The sequence below is a fragment of the Veillonella sp. CAG:933 genome (assembly GCF_000431435.1).
In the GTDB taxonomy this organism is placed as follows: domain Bacteria; phylum Bacillota; class Negativicutes; order Veillonellales; family Veillonellaceae; genus Veillonella_A.
In genome coordinates, this window is sequence record NZ_HF986111.1 from 24,684 (window position 1) to 42,861 (window position 18,178).

General features: G+C 41.9%; 19 protein-coding genes, 1 pseudogene and 1 other annotated feature. Of the genes and pseudogenes, 4 read left to right on the top strand and 16 right to left on the bottom strand.

The annotated features are described in order from the left end of the window. Positions 1 to 90: 90 nt before the first annotated feature. The 7 genes from QZL64_RS00690 to QZL64_RS00720 all read right to left on the bottom strand — a co-directional run bounded on the left by QZL64_RS00690 (position 91) and on the right by QZL64_RS00720 (position 7,594). Positions 91 to 585 carry a 3-isopropylmalate dehydratase small subunit gene (locus QZL64_RS00690; RefSeq protein ID WP_021840141.1) on the bottom strand — a complete coding sequence of 165 codons (495 nt, stop codon included), beginning with the start codon at positions 583 to 585 and terminating at the stop codon, positions 91 to 93. A gap of 1 nt (position 586) precedes the next feature. Further along, positions 587 to 1,846, bottom strand: a complete 1,260-nt coding sequence (gene leuC, locus QZL64_RS00695; RefSeq protein ID WP_021840142.1) for a 3-isopropylmalate dehydratase large subunit — start codon at positions 1,844 to 1,846, stop codon at positions 587 to 589. A gap of 161 nt (positions 1,847 to 2,007) precedes the next feature. Then, on the bottom strand, positions 2,008 to 3,624 hold the full coding sequence (locus tag QZL64_RS00700; protein ID WP_021840143.1) for a 2-isopropylmalate synthase: 1,617 nt from the start codon (positions 3,622 to 3,624) through the stop codon (positions 2,008 to 2,010). A 505-nt stretch (positions 3,625 to 4,129) separates the two neighbouring features. Further along, positions 4,130 to 4,331, bottom strand: a binding site (T-box leader). Between the two features lie 63 nt (positions 4,332 to 4,394). Continuing rightward, positions 4,395 to 5,129 (bottom strand): DUF805 domain-containing protein, encoded by a 735-nt coding sequence (locus QZL64_RS00705; protein ID WP_021840144.1) that lies wholly within the window; start codon positions 5,127 to 5,129, stop codon positions 4,395 to 4,397. A gap of 58 nt (positions 5,130 to 5,187) precedes the next feature. Continuing rightward, entirely contained in the window at positions 5,188 to 6,345 is a 1,158-nt protein-coding gene (locus QZL64_RS00710) for a glycoside hydrolase family 3 N-terminal domain-containing protein (protein WP_021840145.1), read from the bottom strand. Positions 6,346 to 6,360: 15 nt separating this feature from the next. Continuing rightward, on the bottom strand, positions 6,361 to 6,990 hold the full coding sequence (locus tag QZL64_RS00715; RefSeq protein WP_021840146.1) for a hypothetical protein: 630 nt from the start codon (positions 6,988 to 6,990) through the stop codon (positions 6,361 to 6,363). Between the two features lie 16 nt (positions 6,991 to 7,006). Then, positions 7,007 to 7,594, bottom strand: coding sequence for a hypothetical protein (locus QZL64_RS00720; RefSeq protein ID WP_021840147.1), 588 nt, complete (start codon positions 7,592 to 7,594; stop codon positions 7,007 to 7,009). 349 nt (positions 7,595 to 7,943) lie between these two features. On the opposite strand from QZL64_RS00720, the pseudogene QZL64_RS14515 reads away from it, so the two are divergent. From QZL64_RS14515 to QZL64_RS00740, 3 genes and pseudogenes are all read left to right on the top strand, one after another. Beyond that, a pseudogene (locus tag QZL64_RS14515) lies at positions 7,944 to 8,759 on the top strand (ADP-ribosylglycohydrolase family protein). Between the two features lie 251 nt (positions 8,760 to 9,010). Continuing rightward, positions 9,011 to 9,265, top strand: a complete 255-nt coding sequence (locus QZL64_RS00735) for a hypothetical protein (RefSeq protein ID WP_021840150.1) — start codon at positions 9,011 to 9,013, stop codon at positions 9,263 to 9,265. Positions 9,266 to 9,305: 40 nt separating this feature from the next. After that, positions 9,306 to 9,473, top strand: a complete 168-nt coding sequence (locus tag QZL64_RS00740) for a hypothetical protein (RefSeq protein WP_021840151.1) — start codon at positions 9,306 to 9,308, stop codon at positions 9,471 to 9,473. 171 nt (positions 9,474 to 9,644) lie between these two features. Here the strand turns inward: QZL64_RS00740 and QZL64_RS00745 are convergent, their stop codons facing one another. From QZL64_RS00745 to QZL64_RS14520, 9 genes are all read right to left on the bottom strand, one after another. Next, positions 9,645 to 10,208, bottom strand: a complete 564-nt coding sequence (locus tag QZL64_RS00745) for a DUF805 domain-containing protein (RefSeq protein ID WP_021840152.1) — start codon at positions 10,206 to 10,208, stop codon at positions 9,645 to 9,647. Between the two features lie 266 nt (positions 10,209 to 10,474). Next, positions 10,475 to 11,017, bottom strand: coding sequence for a DUF805 domain-containing protein (locus QZL64_RS00750; RefSeq protein ID WP_021840153.1), 543 nt, complete (start codon positions 11,015 to 11,017; stop codon positions 10,475 to 10,477). Positions 11,018 to 11,201: 184 nt separating this feature from the next. Beyond that, complete coding sequence (locus QZL64_RS00755) at positions 11,202 to 11,450, bottom strand: hypothetical protein (protein WP_021840154.1); 249 nt, start codon at positions 11,448 to 11,450, stop codon at positions 11,202 to 11,204. A gap of 281 nt (positions 11,451 to 11,731) precedes the next feature. Next, the gene (locus QZL64_RS00760; protein ID WP_021840155.1) at positions 11,732 to 12,142 is read right to left on the bottom strand and encodes a DUF805 domain-containing protein; all 411 of its coding nucleotides are present in this window, start codon (positions 12,140 to 12,142) and stop codon (positions 11,732 to 11,734) included. Between the two features lie 140 nt (positions 12,143 to 12,282). Then, positions 12,283 to 13,041: an SDR family NAD(P)-dependent oxidoreductase gene (locus QZL64_RS00765; protein ID WP_021840156.1), complete on the bottom strand. Its 759-nt coding sequence runs from the start codon at positions 13,039 to 13,041 to the stop codon at positions 12,283 to 12,285. 95 nt (positions 13,042 to 13,136) lie between these two features. Next, positions 13,137 to 14,378 carry an L-cysteine desulfidase family protein gene (locus QZL64_RS00770; RefSeq protein ID WP_021840157.1) on the bottom strand — a complete coding sequence of 414 codons (1,242 nt, stop codon included), beginning with the start codon at positions 14,376 to 14,378 and terminating at the stop codon, positions 13,137 to 13,139. Positions 14,379 to 14,534: 156 nt separating this feature from the next. Next, complete coding sequence (gene dpaL / locus QZL64_RS00775) at positions 14,535 to 15,704, bottom strand: diaminopropionate ammonia-lyase (RefSeq protein WP_021840158.1); 1,170 nt, start codon at positions 15,702 to 15,704, stop codon at positions 14,535 to 14,537. An 80-nt stretch (positions 15,705 to 15,784) separates the two neighbouring features. Then, a complete protein-coding gene (locus QZL64_RS00780; protein ID WP_369665147.1) occupies positions 15,785 to 16,552 on the bottom strand; it encodes a hydantoinase/carbamoylase family amidase in 768 nt (255 codons plus the stop codon). A gap of 3 nt (positions 16,553 to 16,555) precedes the next feature. Beyond that, complete coding sequence (locus QZL64_RS14520; protein ID WP_021840160.1) at positions 16,556 to 17,011, bottom strand: M28 family peptidase; 456 nt, start codon at positions 17,009 to 17,011, stop codon at positions 16,556 to 16,558. A 202-nt stretch (positions 17,012 to 17,213) separates the two neighbouring features. Between QZL64_RS14520 and QZL64_RS00785 the strand changes: the two genes are divergently transcribed. Continuing rightward, positions 17,214 to 18,131 carry an AraC family transcriptional regulator gene (locus QZL64_RS00785; RefSeq protein WP_021840161.1) on the top strand — a complete coding sequence of 306 codons (918 nt, stop codon included), beginning with the start codon at positions 17,214 to 17,216 and terminating at the stop codon, positions 18,129 to 18,131. The last annotated feature ends 47 nt before the right edge of the window (positions 18,132 to 18,178 follow it).

The window sequence follows — 18,178 nt, forward strand, 5'->3', positions numbered from 1 at the left end:
TCAATACCCAAAATGCAAAAAGATAGTGAAGTTCTTATACGCATTACCTGCTAACTATATTAACAGATACTTCATGCCCCGGTGCAGCGATTAAGCCTCACTGCGTTGTTTGGCAAAATTCACCAACCCGCCGGCCTTGGCGATAGCCTGTACAAATGGTGGCAAAGCAGTCCCTTGATACACTTCGCCGGTCGTCAAATTATGCACTTCGCCGGTACTCATATCTACGCCCACTTCATGGTCGGCTTTGATTTTTTCAACAGCATCACCGATTTCAATCACCGGCAAACCGATGTTAATCGCATTGCGAAAGAAGATGCGGGCAAAACTGTGAGCAATGATACAAGGCACACCATTTGCCTTAATAACCGCCGGTGCATGCTCACGGGAGGAGCCGCAACCGAAATTTTTACCGGCCACCATAATATCACCGGGCTTCACATTCGGTGCAAAAGTAGTATCAATATCTTCCATGGCGTGGGTGGCGAGCTCCTGCATATCGGCAATGGCCAAATAGCGGGCCGGAATAATTACATCTGTATCTACATTGTCGCCGTAGCGCCAAATTTTTCCTTGAAAATCCATATTATACCTCCTCCGGACCGGCAATGCGTCCCAAAACGGCACTGGCCGCCGCCACATAAGGGCTTACCAAATATACTTCACTATCTACATGACCCATACGGCCTCTGAAATTACGATTCGTCGTCGACACAGTGCGTTCACCGGCCGCCATAATGCCCATATAGCCGCCTAAGCAAGGTCCGCAAGTCGGCGTGCTCACCGCACAACCGGCATCTACAAAAATATCTACCAAACCTGTTTTAATGGCCTCATCATACACAGCCTGACTACCCGGAATAACGATGCAACGAACGAAGTCAGCTACTTTACGATCTTTAAAAATAGCTGCTGCCGCCGCTAAGTCTTCATAACGGCCGTTCGTACAGGACCCGATGATTACCTGGTCAATCGCGATGTCCTTTGCAATTTCATCTACATAATGCGTATTCGATGGTAAATGCGGGAAGGCTACTACCGGCTTTAACGCTGCTAAATCAATAATCACGGTTTCGCTGTAAACGGCATCTTCGTCCGCAGCAACCGGTGTAAAATCACGTTTTACCCGGCCGGTTACATACGCTTCAGTTCTTTCATCGTACGGGAATACACCACATTTACCGCCCGCTTCAATAGCCATATTACAGATAGTTAAGCGATCGGCCATAGCCAAATGGGCTACGCCGTCACCGGTGAATTCAATAGCCTTATAACGTGCTCCATCTACACCAATGCGACCGATAAGTTCAAGCACGATATCCTTGCCGGTTACCCAGCGATTCGGCTTACCCATAAGTTCTACCTTAATGGCTTCCGGCACTTTGAACCAAGTCTGTCCCATGGCCATAGCTACGCCCGCATCAGTAGAGCCTACGCCGGTGGCAAAAGCGCCAAGCGCTCCATAAGTGCAGGTATGTGAATCCGCCCCGATAATCATATCTCCTGGTGCTACCAAGCCCTGTTCCGGCAATAATACATGTTCGATACCCATGCGGCCCACTTCAAAATAATGAGTAATCTTTTCGGCTTTTACAAAATCACGCATTACTTTGGCTTGCTCCGCCGATTTTATGTCCTTATTCGGCGTGAAATGGTCGGGCACCAAATAAATACGGTCACGGTCAAACACAGGTTTACCTATTTTTCTGAATTCTTTCAGTGCCGGCGGAAAGGTAATGTCATTCATCAATACCGCATCTACCTTGCACTCAATAATATCGCCTGCTTTCACCACGTCTACGCCGGCGTGGCGCGCCATGTTCTTCTCTGTCATCGTCATCCCCATAACGAAATCCTCCTCAACTCTCTTAAGCTCTCAAACTATTTTCTCTTATGTCTTAAAATACATTCTCTTATGTCTTAAACTACATTCTCTTGTGCCTCAGACTTACGCTCTATCAGCTGTAATACACCATGAAGCTCTCTCAAAACTTCGTAGCGTAATGTTTATTCTATGTCCTGTGCTATTTCCTGCTCAATTTCTTCTGCCAAATACACATAGTTTACAGCATTAATATAGGCCAACACACTGGATGAAATTACATCGGTGCTCACGCCGCGTCCGTTATATCGGCGGCCTTTATATTCAATCGTTACCTGCACTTCACCAAGCGCATCCTGCCCTTCCGTTACGGCTCGTACCTGATAATCCTTGAGTTCAATCGGCAAACCGATAACACGCTGTGCCGCTTTTAACGACGCATCTACCGAACCGTCACCGACCGCCGCATCTTCGCGAATACCTTGCGGTGTTTTCAAACGTACATCGGCGTAAGCATAGCCTCGTTCGTTAGATTTATAATGATGATGGACAAGTTCCACTGCTTTTACATGGTCGATATTGTCGATAACTAAAGCCAAAATGTCTTCGTCAAAAATCTCTTTTTTACGATCCGCCAAGGCTTTGAATTTAGCGAATAAGTCGTTCACTTTGGCCGTATCAAACTTAAAGCCCATGCCCTCCAAATGGCTTTCAAAGGCATGACGGCCGGAATGTTTGCCAAGGACGATGCTCGTTTTTTCTGCCCCCACACTTTCCGGTGTCATAATTTCATAGGTGGTCGGATTATTCAACATACCGTGCTGATGAATACCCGATTCATGGGCAAAAGCGTTACGCCCTACAATCGCCTTATTCGGCGGTACCACCATACCCGTCAATTTGCTGACCAATTTGCTGACACGAGTGAACTGTTTCGTATCGATGGCGGTGGTTACGCCGTAAATATCGGCGCGAGTTTTTAAAGCCATTACAACTTCTTCAATGCCCACATTACCGGCTCGTTCGCCAAGACCGTTAATGGTGCCTTCCACCTGACGGGCTCCCGCTTGAATGGCAGCCAAGGTATTGGCGTTGGCCATGCCCAAATCATCATGGCAATGAACACTGATGATGGCTTTGTCGATGTCCTTTACATGCTCCTTGATGTAACGGATTTTATAAGCAAACTCATCCGGCGTCATATAGCCCACCGTATCCGGCACGTTCAGGATGGTAGCGCCCCCTTCGATGGCAACACCAAAGACTTCACATAAATAATCCAAGTCGGTACGCGATGCATCTTCGGCGGAAAACTCGATTTCATCAAATTTGCCGGCTGCAAAAGCTAAGCAGTCTTTTACGATTTCAATGACTTCATCGCGCGTTTTTTTCAATTTATATTCTAAGTGAATATCGCTGGTGGCAATAAACACATGCAAACGGCTATGCTCAGCGCCTTTCAAAGCTTCCGCGGTGCGCTCAATGTCTGCCTTATTGGCTCTGGCCAAGCCGCAAATAGTGGCGCCTTTTACTTCATCGGCGATTTTTTTAACCGCTTCAAAGTCCCCCGGCGATGCAGCCGGAAAGCCCGCTTCAATCACATCAATGCCTAAGCGTACCAAGTTCTGCGCAATTTCAATCTTCTCCGGCGTCTGTAATGATACGCCCGGGCTCTGTTCACCGTCACGCAAGGTTGTATCGAAAAAATAAACTCGATCCTGATTTACTACATTATTGGCTGTCTGGTTAACTGCTTGATTTGTTACTTCGTTGACTTGATCAGTTGCTTGCCCCTGTGTCATATACATTCCCTCTCTTTTCGCTCTCTTATTTCTCAACTAAGCGCCCTATATGTTTAGCGCCACTCTTTGTTTACCCAAAATTTCATCAGTACAGCGCTCTCACCCGCCATACTAAGACTCATCATTTCTTAAGCGAACCGGCTCAGCCCCGCGCTCTCACCCACGGGACCGGTTCCTCTCTTCTCGCTCAAATGAGTCCCCAGTGCATCATGCTCTCACCCACAATGCATTCTCTCTCTTTTTTCTCAAAAGAACCGTCACGCCATTATTTTTAAACTATTCTTCTTAAAAAATCTTGACTCGGATAATATAAAAACGCCCCCGGATGCACAGTAAAACTGTACGTCCAGGGGCGTTATATACATTAATAGCAGCCTATTAACAGCTATGATTTTTGCCGGATGAAGTAAGACTTGAGACCTGAAAATTTAAAATTTAGACTTGAAGTAAAATTTTCATTTATTTTTTCATCTAACAAAAAAGCCCCCGGAATCACATAATGTGTTCCAGGGGCATCATAAACTATAACACGGTACCACCCTAGTTGGTTCTCTTGCAGTTATAACGGAACTACCGTCACGGCTTACTTCAGTTCAGCCGCAATGCTCCGAGGCGAGTTTCGATACTATCCGTTCTATTGCCTCGCACCGACCGGCAACTCTCTGTAAGCAACTAAATAGTTCTTTATACCTGTTCATCACATATCTCATTTGATTATTGCTATTTTCGCACATACATATATACTTTGTCAAGAGATTTTTTTAAGAGTTTTATATTTTACCAAAATAACGGCTCGAAAACTCTGATTTCTCATAGTTGGAATAATCCGGTAACGGCCCATATTGATTCGTTTCCGGTTGACTCTGCTGTATGCTGAAAATTAACAGAACGATAACACCAAATGGTACAAATACGATTAAATACCACCAGCCCGTACGACCGATATCATGGAGCCGCCGTACCTGTACGGCTATGGAAGGTATGATAAAAGCCAGGCCGATTACACTGCTTATAATACTGCCAAAATCCGAAATAACACTAAAAATAAGCGTTAACAGCGAGCCTACTACCCATTGGGCCAACACAAAGCGCCAAAATTCACCGCGCGTAGCCCGCCCCTTGAAATCAGCATATTTATCCTTAAGACACATAATATAATTATCGATTAAAGATAGGGAACCCACCCAGTTAGGCGGATAACCTTCACCATTCTCCCAATTGGCATAGTGCGTATTAGAGGACTGTGGCTTTGCCGCCGGCACTTGATTATTAACACCGACTTCTTTTGGCTGATTGCCATCTGACGAATCATCTGCCACCGGCTCCTCTACATAAACCGGCTGGCTGAATTGACTATCCTTCTTGAATTGTTCTCCTTGCTGTTCCTTTTTCGGCTGCGCCGGTTCACTCACGTCCGGCATGGCTATTTCACCGACGGCCGTGCCGCATTTCGAACAAAAACGACTGCCTTCCCCAAGTTTAGCTCCGCATTTTGTACAGTACATAATTCCACTCCTTTACCTATTCCCCGTTTTCCATCTATTCCTTACGAATTAATAACTATTACCATGCCAAATTATGGCTGATTTTCAACATTAATATGTGACGCACCGCATCATTTAAGCGGTCTTTGGAGATGTCACCGCTGCGCACGGCCTTTAAAATCGCATTATAACCCTCGATGGCGTGATTGTACTCTTGACCGATAAGCACAATATCCACACCGGCGTTAACAGCCTTAACACTCATATCGCCAAAACTGTAATGATTGGCAACGGCGCCCATTTCCATATCATCCGTAATGATGACACCTTTATATCCCAGCTTTTGACGTAAAATATCTTGCATAATAACCTTAGACAAGCTGGCCGGCATGGTATCATCGAGATTGCTGTAAACCGCATGGGAAACCATGACCATATAGTCGTCGTTATTCACCGATTGTATGATCGTCTCAAAGGGCTTTAAATCGGTGGCCCATAATTCATCGGCCGATGCGTCAATCGTATTGCCCTCTTTATGTAAGTCCGTCACGGTACGACCGATACCCGGAAAATGCTTTAACGAATAAATAAGCCCCGCTTCATGGTAAGCATTGCCCACCGCCTTAACAAATGGAATGACTTCAGCCGCGGTGGTGCCGTAAGAACGTTCATCGGCAAGGCCCAAATCGGCAACCGGTGCAAAGTTCACATTAAAACCTAATGATTTTAACTCTTTACCACTTTCTAATGCTAGTTTTGCTGCTTCCGCCGGTGTACCTTGCCCCAGCTGTTCAGCGGCCGGTACTTTTACAAGCTCACTGCTCAGGCGCGCCACCCAGCCGCCTTCCTGATCTATAGCTACAAAGAGCGGTGCTTTTTCACTTTGGCGAGCCGCTTTCTGTAAATCTTGAATCAACGCTGCAACCTGTTCTTTGGATTCCATGTTGCGGTCAAACAAAATAATGCCGCCCATTTTGTATTCGCTCAGCATATAGCGCACATCGTCGTTTACCTGAGTCCCTTGCATGCCGAATAAAATCAGCTGGCCGACTTTTTCTTCATCACTCATGGACTCAAGTAATGAGTCTACTTTTTGCTCGGCCGTCAAATCCGTCTTTTGCCAAATTTCTTCCTTAGCCTGGGGCTTTGTATCAGAGCCGCACCCTGCCATAACCACTAAAGCCATAAGCAAAGCCATTAAAAATCCAAGCCGTTTAAGACCTTTTCTGCCTTTCATTAATTCGCCTCACTTCTAAATCTTACGGGCCGACATATCATCAATAAGCCAGCCCGACCCTTGTTTACGCATCGTCACTTCGCCGGCAAATTTGCTCGCCACCGTGTCGCCCTTGTTACCTGTATAGTCTTCCGCATGCAACGTATACTGAATCACAATCGTGTCATCTGTTTGGGAAATAACGCGCATAGAATCCACTATACTTTCCTTGGTTTTGATATACCCCATGGACCAATCATAAAAAGAATTGCCCCCTTCTCGCTTATAATTTTCAGATAACAAATCATAGGCCTTAGAAATATCACCATCAGTAATCATCTGATGATATGTTCTAAATGTGTTCATAGCACTGTCAGCGGCCAATGTTTTTGGATCGGATGATTTAGGTTTTACTACCGGTTGTGTTTTAGTTACTGTTTCAGTTGCCGTAGTGGTCACACCATTTGATGTTAACGTGGTCACTTCTTTGGCTGTCGTATTCAGTATTTGCTGATTTCGTTCCTGATAACTTTCATCGGCATAATCAGCCGCTTCCTCCAATACGCTCATCGTATTGGCATAGGACATATACATATTACCAAAAAATAAAAATACCCCCAGTACACAAGCCCCAATAATCTGTCCCTTATCATTGCGTTGATACATGCTAACCTCCTCCTTCTTACAACGATTTCTCTTTAATTTCATCGATTAACCAAACCGGTCCATCTTTGCGCAGCGTCGCTTCACCGGCAAATTCCCTACGCACCGTATCGTTACCTTCATCGACCAACTTATGTAATGTATATTTAATGATAATCGTATCCTCGGTTTGTGAAACTAAATCCATTGAAGATACGACAACTCCTTTGGTTGCGCTAAAGCTGTTAACCCAGGTCTCATAATTACCGGCCACATTCTGTTGGTAATTATCGGAAAGCAATTGATACGCACGGGCATACTTATGCTCCGTAAGAAACAAATGATAATTTACAAACGTGGTCAACGCACTTTCGAGCTCCTTAAGCTCCAGCACATCTTTTGACGTATCCTTGGCTTCGGTTGCAATTTCGCCCTTGGCCGCTGATGTAGTTGTCTCTTTAGTATCGGACTCTAAACCTAATGCTTTTTTACCCTGCTCCCAGTAACCAACCCATCTGGTGGCCTGTTCAAATACTTTATCCACACTGTTTGTGGAAACCATTATCGACGCTGACGCCATGATTAAAACTCCGATAATAATTCGCCGTATTAGACCCCAATAATCCATACCATCCTCCCCGATTGACTGTACCCCTAAACCTATTTACTATTCTCCTAAACCTATTTACTATTCCCCTAAACCTTTTGCAAAAAATCCTCATTTCATAAATTGGAGACTTACTCTATAAGTAAAGAGTTCCACACACATTGAAAGTTTCCCTCTTTTAACTTTTAACGACTTCATTTTATAATCACATTTCAAGTATCTTGATAAAATTCATTGAACTTAGCCTCTATATTTATCGTAAAAAGCATGTGGTATAATATAAGCCTAACGATATTTTTTGGTTTTTTAACCTGAATATTCATCGTTTTTTTAATTGAATTAGGTGTTGGATATGAGGAGGCGTATTACTATGTTAGGTGCAATTGTAGGCGACGTTGTAGGCTCCCGTTTTGAATGGGACAATCTGAAGTCTAAAGAATTTGAACTTTTTAAACCCCCTTGTCATGCTACCGATGATTCCGTGATGACCATAGCCATTGGTAATGCTTTATTAAAGGCTGCTACGGCTCCCCCTGAAAAGCTGGCTCAAACAACCGTAATGTCTATGCGTATTCTGGGACGAGCTTATCATGGTCCTAATTACGACTATGGCGGCATGTTTTACTAATGGCTCTATGAAAAAGACCCAAAACCATACAACAGTTTTGGGAACGGTGCGGCCATGCGTGTCAGCGGCTGTGCCTACGCCGGCGACAGCTTAGAAGAAGTCCTTAATTTAGCTCACACCGTAACGGCTGTCACTCATAACCACCCAGACGGTATTGCCGGCGCGCAAGCTACGGCCGGTGCCATTTATTTAGCACGTACCGGTGCTTCCAAAGACGAAATTCGCAAGTTTGTCCAAGATAATTATTATGACTTGAATTTCACCATTGACGGAATTCGTCCTACCTACACATTTCAAGGTAGTTGTAAAGGAACGGTACCGCAAGCCGTTGTAGCCTTTCTTGAAGGTAACGACTTTGAAGATACCATTCGCAATGCCATTTCCATCGGCGGCGACAGCGATACCTTGGCAGCTATTGCCGGCTCTATTGCTGAACCGTTCTTCGGAATTTCGCGAGAAATCGGTGATACCGCCTTGTCCTACTTAGATACGCCACTCTTAAAGCTGTTCTGTGAATTTGAAAAAACCTTTATTTTTCCGAAACAGCCGAAAAAATAGAATAATCCGAACAGCAAATTTTATTTAGAACCAAATTATTCCGGCAACATAATCACAACATACCATCATTTTCATATCGATAATTTGCGATTTACTCCCGAATTTGCTATAATTTAAAAAAAACAGCAAGCCCTGTGCTTGTAAACAGCACAATAATCAAGCCAAATAATCGATTGTACCATAATGTTATTTTGTCATTTTTTATGTACATCAAGAAAATTTAAAGTTTTCGTATTAGAAAGGTGTAAAAAATGGATAATTCTCTTTATGAATACAAAGCATTTACTCTTATTGAAGGTTTAGGTGAATTATATACAAAATATCTTTACAGAGTATCAACATCTGACTTAGATAGCGAAACTAAACAGACATTCATAGACAAAATAAAATCTGAAAAAAGAAATCTTAATTTCAAAACGTTAGATACCGTTGAAAAACTAGATTTAGCGGAAGCTAATTTTAATCAACTAAAAAAACAATTAGATGGCTTAAATATTTCTTTATAAAAAGTAGACATTAAATTATAACAGTAGGGAGACTTGTAAAATGAAATCTTTAATTATGTTATTGTTAGCCGGCTTATTTATGTATATTTCCTTCAAAATGATGGTATTTGCATTTAAAGTAGGCTTCATGGTTGTATCCATTCTCTTACTTTGTGGCTTTGTTTATTACCTCTACCGCTCTATCACGTCCAAACGTTCGGAAGAGTAATACTGATACCACATACCGCATAAAACATACTCCTAACAAAAAGCGATGGACCCCGGTCCATCGCTTTTTTGCGTTCATTTTAAAAGACCCATAAGACTAGGTAACTACTTATCTTATCGGCCTAAAAAACAACTCATTTTGTCCTATAAAATAAAAACAGCGCAAAATGTCCTATATATCTGAAATTTTCTTATTGTTGAACCACTTTTTGCTTACATGATCCGTATAATCCGGCAACGGTCCATACTCATTTTCATACATCTGACTTGGCAAGAGCGTAAAAATTAAGAGAATAAAACTACCGCCCGGAATAAGGTGTAAGAAATACCACCAACCGCTGAAGCCGGTATCATGATAACGACGTATTTCACAGGTAATAATAGGTGGTAACAAGGCTAGCCAAGCGGCTACGCTGATAAAAAAGAAAAAGAAGAACGGTACATTGGAGTCGGCTACATTCATAAACATTCCGGTAATAAACATCAACGGAAATTCAACTACAAGGATTAATAGCCCTACAAATAACATAAACTTCCAGTACTCACCGCGCGTAGCACGACCTTCAATGGTACAGTACTTTTCAATAAGGCATAATTTTATATTTTCAGTGAATTCCAGCGAACTCTTCTGATGATTTGCCACTACCGGTACGGTGGACGCAACGCGCATTTGTCCGCAATTAGGACAAAACCTGGCTTCCGGTGACAATTCTTTACCACAATGACTACAATACATAATAAACCTCCCAGCAATCATTTTTTTAGATAGTATACATGATTCGACAATAAAGTTAAACACTTCTAACTTTTATTGCCGATTAAATTATTATATTGCTAATTATATTCTAACATACTTTTTCAATCATTTTTGTATACAAAAAAACAGCCCTAAGCTATGACTGCACCTTTTCACGAACTTTTGAAAAGCCTGCCTCATCAAAGCCAATGACTGTTTTATAAATTTAATATTCAATGTTTAATTAACTAAATAATTGCTCACGATTACCCTTGATAATTACTGTAATCAGGCAAAGAACCATATTTATTAGGCAATGGATTATTTTTTAAAAGCATTAAAACAATACCCGCAATAGTGCCTATGAAAGGAATTAAAATGAGTACTAACCACCAGGCACTGCGATTGGTGTCATGAAGTCGTCGAACCATTACGGCTAATGACGGCATAAATAATGCGAGGCTCAATAAACTGAGTACGCTTTCAACAATTTTACTCGACTCCATAACCGACCCAATTAGAGCCGCTACAATTACAATCACATAATGCACCAAAGAAAACTTCCAATACTCTCCCCGTGTAGCACGACCTTGTATGGTAAAGAACTTTTTAGTCATGCACATCTTAAAGTTTTCCCAAATCGGTAAGGATCCCACCCAATGTAAAGGATAGCCATCCGCATCTACCGCAGGCACCGCATTTGTTGACGTCGCTGCTACCGAAGTCTCTGCCGCAGCAACATCTTGACCACAGTGTGAACAAAATGCTTGCCCGGCCTCCAATTCTTTACCACAATTTTGACAATTCATCCCAATACTCCTCTCTACGCAAACCCTTAACTAACAACCACTTATAAAAAAATTCATGTATATCATTCAATAAAACGATATAAATGAACATTCTACACTAATTATTAATCTTTATCAAATGCAAATTATGAAAACCGGTATCACACCGAATTATCATAAATATTAAACCAAAACATCTTAACGTTTACGTTGGGTGAACACCCGGATAATGGTCGGGAATTTTATCATTTATCCCTCGTGTGAGCGCCTTTATTTCGTCATGAATAACATGATTGACTGTTTCACATTTCGCCGAATTTTGTCCTAACAATACACGACCTTGGTCAACTGCTACCTTAGCTCGCCCGGTTACTATGAACGGGTGCTTTTTAATAGCTTCGATTTCATCTACATAATGACTGCACATAATCTTATTGACCGTAATTATTTTCATAAGTTTCCCCCTGGCACGGTAAAATAACCAACTGATATACTTAAAAATTTAAAATCGGCACAATGTTAAGTTTTTAATCGTACAATTCAAACGTAAAATATAGTATCAATCAAATGTTGCCCACCGCCCGTAATAAGTGGTTAAGCCATTCCCAGACGCTGCCGGTGCATTCCCCCATTCCGTTACTGCTTAAAATAATTACTATAGTAAAACTCCAAGTCCCGGTTTGAATCCTTGCTTTTGGGCTCAGAGGTTAAAACAGTATTAATATTCAAGCTCCATTAGCCCCTGTAATAGCTGTAATCCGGTACGGGGCCGTATTTATTAGGTACTGGATTCCCTTTCATGACGGAGAAAATAAACAAAACAAAAGAACCGGCATAGGGCACGAAGTGGAGTAAAAGCCACCACGCACTACGGTTCAAGTCATGAAGCCGACGGGTCTGCACCGCTAACGAAGGCAAAATGAACGGTAAGGTGACTACCAAGGTCAAAATATCTTCGAAGGTCGAACCAATACTGAAAATACTGATTAAGAATTCCAACACAATTATAATAACGAATTGAATGAGCACAAATTTCCAGTACTCACCACGGGTAGCACGACCTTCAAATTTTAAATATTTTTCAGTCATACACATTTTAAAATTATCCCAAACCGGTAAGGAACCGACCCAGTTTTCACTATTCATAGGAACTCCTCTTTTAACTACAATCTTAAATTCAAACTCATAAGTAACCGACATGCTAATATAACTAGCCCGCCGGAAAAAGATATATAACCACCAATTGCCTGTAGTGCTTTATGGGCACCACAGGCAACTGTCATTTCTTATTTCTTTGCAATCATAAAACCGGTGGCCTGCTGATTGGCCATGATGGTAATGTCCGAAATCTGCACGCGTTTTGGCTGCGTAGCGGCAAATACGATAATGTCCGCAATATCTTCCGCCTGCAACGCTTCTACGCCGGCATATACAGCAGCCGCTTTTTCCTTATCACCGTGAAAACGAACTTCACTGAACGGTGTTTCCACAATACCCGGTTGAATCGTCGTCACTTTAATATCCGACTCAATCGTATCGATGCGGATACCGTCACTCAGTGTTTTAACAGCCGCTTTAGTGGCACAGTATACAGCGCCTTTAGCGTACGCATAAATACCGGCCGTAGAACCTAAGTTAATAATGTGACCGGCATTTTTAGCCAACATGAACGGTAATACGGTACGTGATACATAGAGCAAACCTTTTACATTTGTATTAATCATGAGCTCAATATCATCGATGGAACTTTCTTGGAAAGCATCGAGACCTTGCGCCAAGCCTGCATTATTTACAAGAATATCTACACCGCCGGCTTTTTCAATCACCGCCGGTAACGTTTCCGTAACTGCTTGACGATTTGTTACATCAAGGGCAAACGGAGTTACCTTGATGCCGTATTCCGGTTCGAATTCGGCTTTCATGTTTTCCAATACTTCCAAGCGACGAGCGCATAATAAAAGGTCATACCCCGCTTTGGCAAAAGCTAAAGCCGTAGCGCAGCCGATTCCCGAAGTAGCACCTGTGATTAATACTGTTTTGCTCATTATAGTCACTCTCTTTCTTAGATATACCTTATATTTCTATTATAGATATAATTCGGTTTTGAGACTAGTTAGAAATATTTTTATTTTGCTCTATATTATTTTTCAATCATTGATTCTAAAATTACAATGTCCGTCTCGCGCATACCGTCACGAGCGATACGCCCCACCGTATGCACCGTTTCATCGATATTAGCTTTAACGATACCGTCACCGTTTTTAAAACTATTATTCGACTTCGCCTGGCGATAGGATAATAACGCATTGCCCAGAGACATACCAATCTTCATGGCACACGATGCTTTGGCGCCGTCACAAACCACGCCGGATGTACCAACCAGTGCATTGGATAGGGTTTCCCATACCACTTCTTTCGGCTCATCCGTTAAGTACGCAATACCTGCTGCCGTAGCAGATGCGGCACTCACCACACCACAATAGGCACTCAAACGCCCAATATCATGCTTAATATAAAGTGCTAACACATTAGCCAAGGCCAACGCACGATAACGTCGTTCTTCAGGCACATCATATTCTTCAGCATACACATGAATAGGAACGGCTAAGGTAATTCCCTGATTGCCGCTGCCGCAGTTAATCATAACCGGCATGCTGCAACCGCCCATGCGCGCATCGGAGCCGGCCGCCGCATAAGCACGTGCCTTATCCGCAATGCTGGCAGAATCTTCAATAATAAGTTTACCGATGTTTGAACCGTAGGAGTTTTTCATCCCCTCTTCGGCAATGGCCATATTATATTCAAACTGACGATGCAATAATTCTTTGAGCCGCTTAAAATCAGCCTCTTCAGCGAATTCATAGCAGTCATCAAATGTCATCTGCACTTCTTCCGCCAAAATCTGTTCCAACGGCATATCAAATATAACTTCCCCGTCTTTTTCGATGTGCGTAATATTAGTGTGTTTCTGTTGAACCGTTACCTTCACTTCGTGATCCGCCGTTTTAGCGGTTACGGCGATGTACAGATTGGCCACACCTTCCGCCAACGATACGGTACAGAAATTACTTTCAAATAATTCATCAGCCCGCTTCACATCATCCGATGTCAAACCTTCGAGTACTTCCAGTTCTTTAGACGCATCACCCACAATAGCGCCCAAAATCAGACTGTAGTAAAAACCGGTTCGCCCCTGTGCATTCGGGATAGTTACGCTCTTCGCGTTTTTAATGATGTTGCCGCTGCAATCAGCGTGCAAGCTGCTTGGAAATTCCCCCAAAACTTCCACCGCTTTCGCCGCCGCAAAGGCCAGCGCAATCGGCTCCGTACAACCAAAAGCAGGTAGTACCTCTCTCTCCAACATACAGTACAAATCTTTCATAAGAGTCCTCCATGCTTTTTTATTCAAATGACGTAATTTAGCCATTTCTAATTTTATTATACCTTATTTATAATCAAAAAACTCAATATAATTTCATTATAATAAAAAACAAGACACTTTGCGAGCAATCATTGCAAAGTGCCTTATTAGCAAAATTTACTTTATTAAACCGCATGCACCATCCCAAACAATGCGTCGATAATTAACTGTATCCGTATCGCCTTCAGTACTGATACAAAGAACAACAGATTCTTCATTTAATCCCAACTCTGAACGCATAGGCGCTTTATCCGCATCAACCATAAGACGATAAACGAGTCCGGTTGTAACAGCACCGCTTTCACCTGAAATGATTTGTTCATCACCATACAACGGATTCCCCAACACACGCATTCCATCGGCTGCAACTTTATCATCGCAAGACACACTGTAATCGCCAAATTGACGAATTTGTTCCCAGCCTACCGTACATACCTCACCACAACAAAGGCCGGCCATAATAGAATCTAAATCTCCCGTCACGGCATGTAAGGTACCATCATTGGCTTTAACTGTCTGAAATACACAGTCTGCCTTATTAGGTTCTACATAAATTATGGTTGGTTTCTTATCACCATAATAATGATTGAAAAATCCGGTTAAAGCTCCGGCCATAGCACCAACTCCGGCCTGTAAGAAAATATGGGTAGGTACAATATCTCCCAAAGACTGTACAGCCTCTAACGCCATTGTCATATAGCCTTGCATAATCCAACCGGGAATTTCCTCATAGCCCGGCCATGCCGTATCTTGCACCAAAATCCAACCGTTAGCGTCACCTTGTGATTTAGCAAAACGAACTGTATCATCATAGTTCAGTTCGGTAATCTCTGCCGTAGCACCAAGTTTACGAATATTTTCCAATCGTTCGACAGCCGATCCTTTCGGCATATACACAACAGCTTGCTGTTTTAAATTCTTAGCAGCCCAAGCAATACCGCGTCCATGATTGCCATCGGTAGCCGTTACAAAAGTGAAACTGTTTGGCTCTACATTTTTCACTTCAGCCGGCGTTATATTTAATTTTGTAGCAATCACTTCAGCCAGCGCATAACTGCCACCAAGGCCCTTAAAAGCATTCAACTCAAATCTATAGCTTTCATCTTTTACAAATAAATTTTTTAGTCCCACATGTTTAGCTAATGCACTTAGTTCTCGTAACGGTGTTGCCTCGTACCCCGGTAAACTCTCGTGGAATTCCTTAACTGCTTTTGCCTTTGCAACAGTAAACAAGGCATCAAAGTCACTAGATCTAACATCTTTTTGAATAGGAACAATATTTATCATGGATTCTCCTTAACTTATGTTATTCATAGACTAACTGTAATTCTTCTTAGAAATTTATCTTCTTCAAGAAAATCGATTGTTTACTGCGCCAAATTTTTGATTACATTAATGAATACATTGGCTCCGGCAAAAATATCTTCGTCTTTAGTATATTCTTTCGGATTATGACTAATACCGTTTACACTTGGTACAAAAATCATGGCCGACGGGCAAATCCGCGCCATCATCTGTGCATCTTGACCGGCACCGGACGTCATCCGACGATTCGATAAATGCATTTCATTAGCCACTTGTTCCACCATACTTACAATTGTTTCATCAAATTGTACCGGTTGAAAACGTACTAATTGCTCCGTACTAATTTGTACCTTATCGGTCACTGCCAATTCTTTTAGGTATGCCGCTAAAGCCTGTTCTTCAGCTATTAAGCGTTCCTCATTAGGGTTGCGTACATCAACTGTAAAAACAGCTTTTGATGGGATTACATTAATCGCATTTGGTTCAAAAGCAATCGTACCCGTTGTCGCTACTGTAGTACCACCTGACTGATTACAACGGTCACGCATAAAAGTAATTACCTTGGCTGCGGCCAAACCCGCATCCACTCTCATATTAGTCGGTGTTGTACCTGCATGATTAGCTACACCTTTAATCTCAATTCGTTGCCAAGAAATCCCTTTCAAATTTTCAACAGCGCCGATAGAGATGCCTTCTACATCTAAAATAGGGCCTTGCTCGATATGCAGTTCAATATACGCACGAGGTTTAATAAATCCCGGTTCTTCTGTCCCTTCATATCCGATACGCTTTAATTCTTCTCCTAAAATCGTGCCGTCTACACCAACAATAGCTTAGGCTTCTTTTACATCAAGACCTCCTGCATATACAAGGGAGCCCATCATATCCGGTGAGTAACGAATACCTTCTTCATTGGTAAAGGCTCCTACAACCAATGGACATTTTGTTACAATCTGCTGTTCCTGTAAACTTTGAATTACTTCAAGGCCGGCCAACACTCCATAATAACCGTCATATTTGCCGGCATTAATAACCGTATCAATATGAGAACCCATCATAATCGGTGCTTCATGTTTATTGGACTCGGTCTCCCATATCCCAAAAATATTACCAATATAATCTACTGCTACACGAAGTCCGGCTTCTTTCATCCATGCCACTACCTGATCGCGCCCGGCTTTTTCCGTATCGGAAGCAGCCGCTCTGGTACGGGCTCCATTTTCATCAATGCCGATTTCACCAAGTTGGTTGATTCGATTCAACAATCGTTGTTCGTTAATTTTTAACATAATAGTTCCTCCTATACCTACTGACATCCACTATAGAACTTCTTATCTATGCCCTAAGTATAAGGGTATCGTGATTTTCTTACTATCGAATACGAACGTATTTTTATCTGATTTGTACTTTTTATCATACTTATTATGTTGTATTGTAATAAATATTCCTTTATAATTTAAATCAAGACATATCATCAAAGGAGGATTAGTTATGATAGAATCTCATCCACAATCAAAAAATAAAGGGCAAGCATTTGCCATGAGTTTCACCAGTGAGCTTCGCGAAAACCTCCCCTATATAGCCCTTGATTTACCTTTATCCGTATATACCCAGGATTTCGTCCATGCTACGTCCGACATGGTGCCCATTCACTGGCATAATGAAATCCAACTGACTTGGGTTATTTCCGGATCATTAGAATATCGTGTTAATAATAAAACCTTTCATTTAACACCAAATACATTATTATTTGTAAATCCTCACCAACTACATACGTCAAAAACAATAGACCAAGATACACATTCACTCTGTCTAAACTTTACCGATAGTTTATTTATTGACTATATCCAAACTCATTTTATTAATCCCATTACCCAAAACCCGTCACTCGCTTATGCCATGTTACCCCTACAGCCAAATCAGCTAAAACAGTTGCAATCTTTTATAGAGTTAGACGATACTCCATTTCATCATTTAGAAGTTATTAATTTCATTATGGAAATCATTGAACAACTCTATCCACTTACCAAGGAAGAATCAAAACCGGTCAACAAAAAAGAACTGGCTCTATTCTACGCGATGATTGAATACATTCACAGTCATTACGACAAGCAACTAACCGTAACCGCTATTGCTAAGCAAGCTTTTACCAATAAAAATAGATGTACCGCCTTATTCAATAAATATGCCAGTACATCACCTATTAAATATTTAAACAATTATCGGCTTAATCAAGCCAAAGATCTGCTATTACAAACATCTCAATCAGTATCAGATATTTCATTAGCGGTCGGTTTCAATCAGTTAAGTCATTTTATTGAACTCTTTCGTCTTAATTATGGTTTATCGCCTCTCAAATACAGAACCTTTCATTCTAAAACCATCTGTAATGATGCTATTGAAAAATAATAGTTTCGAAAGAATTCTGTAGTGACCCCAAAAAGTTAGACTTTTAT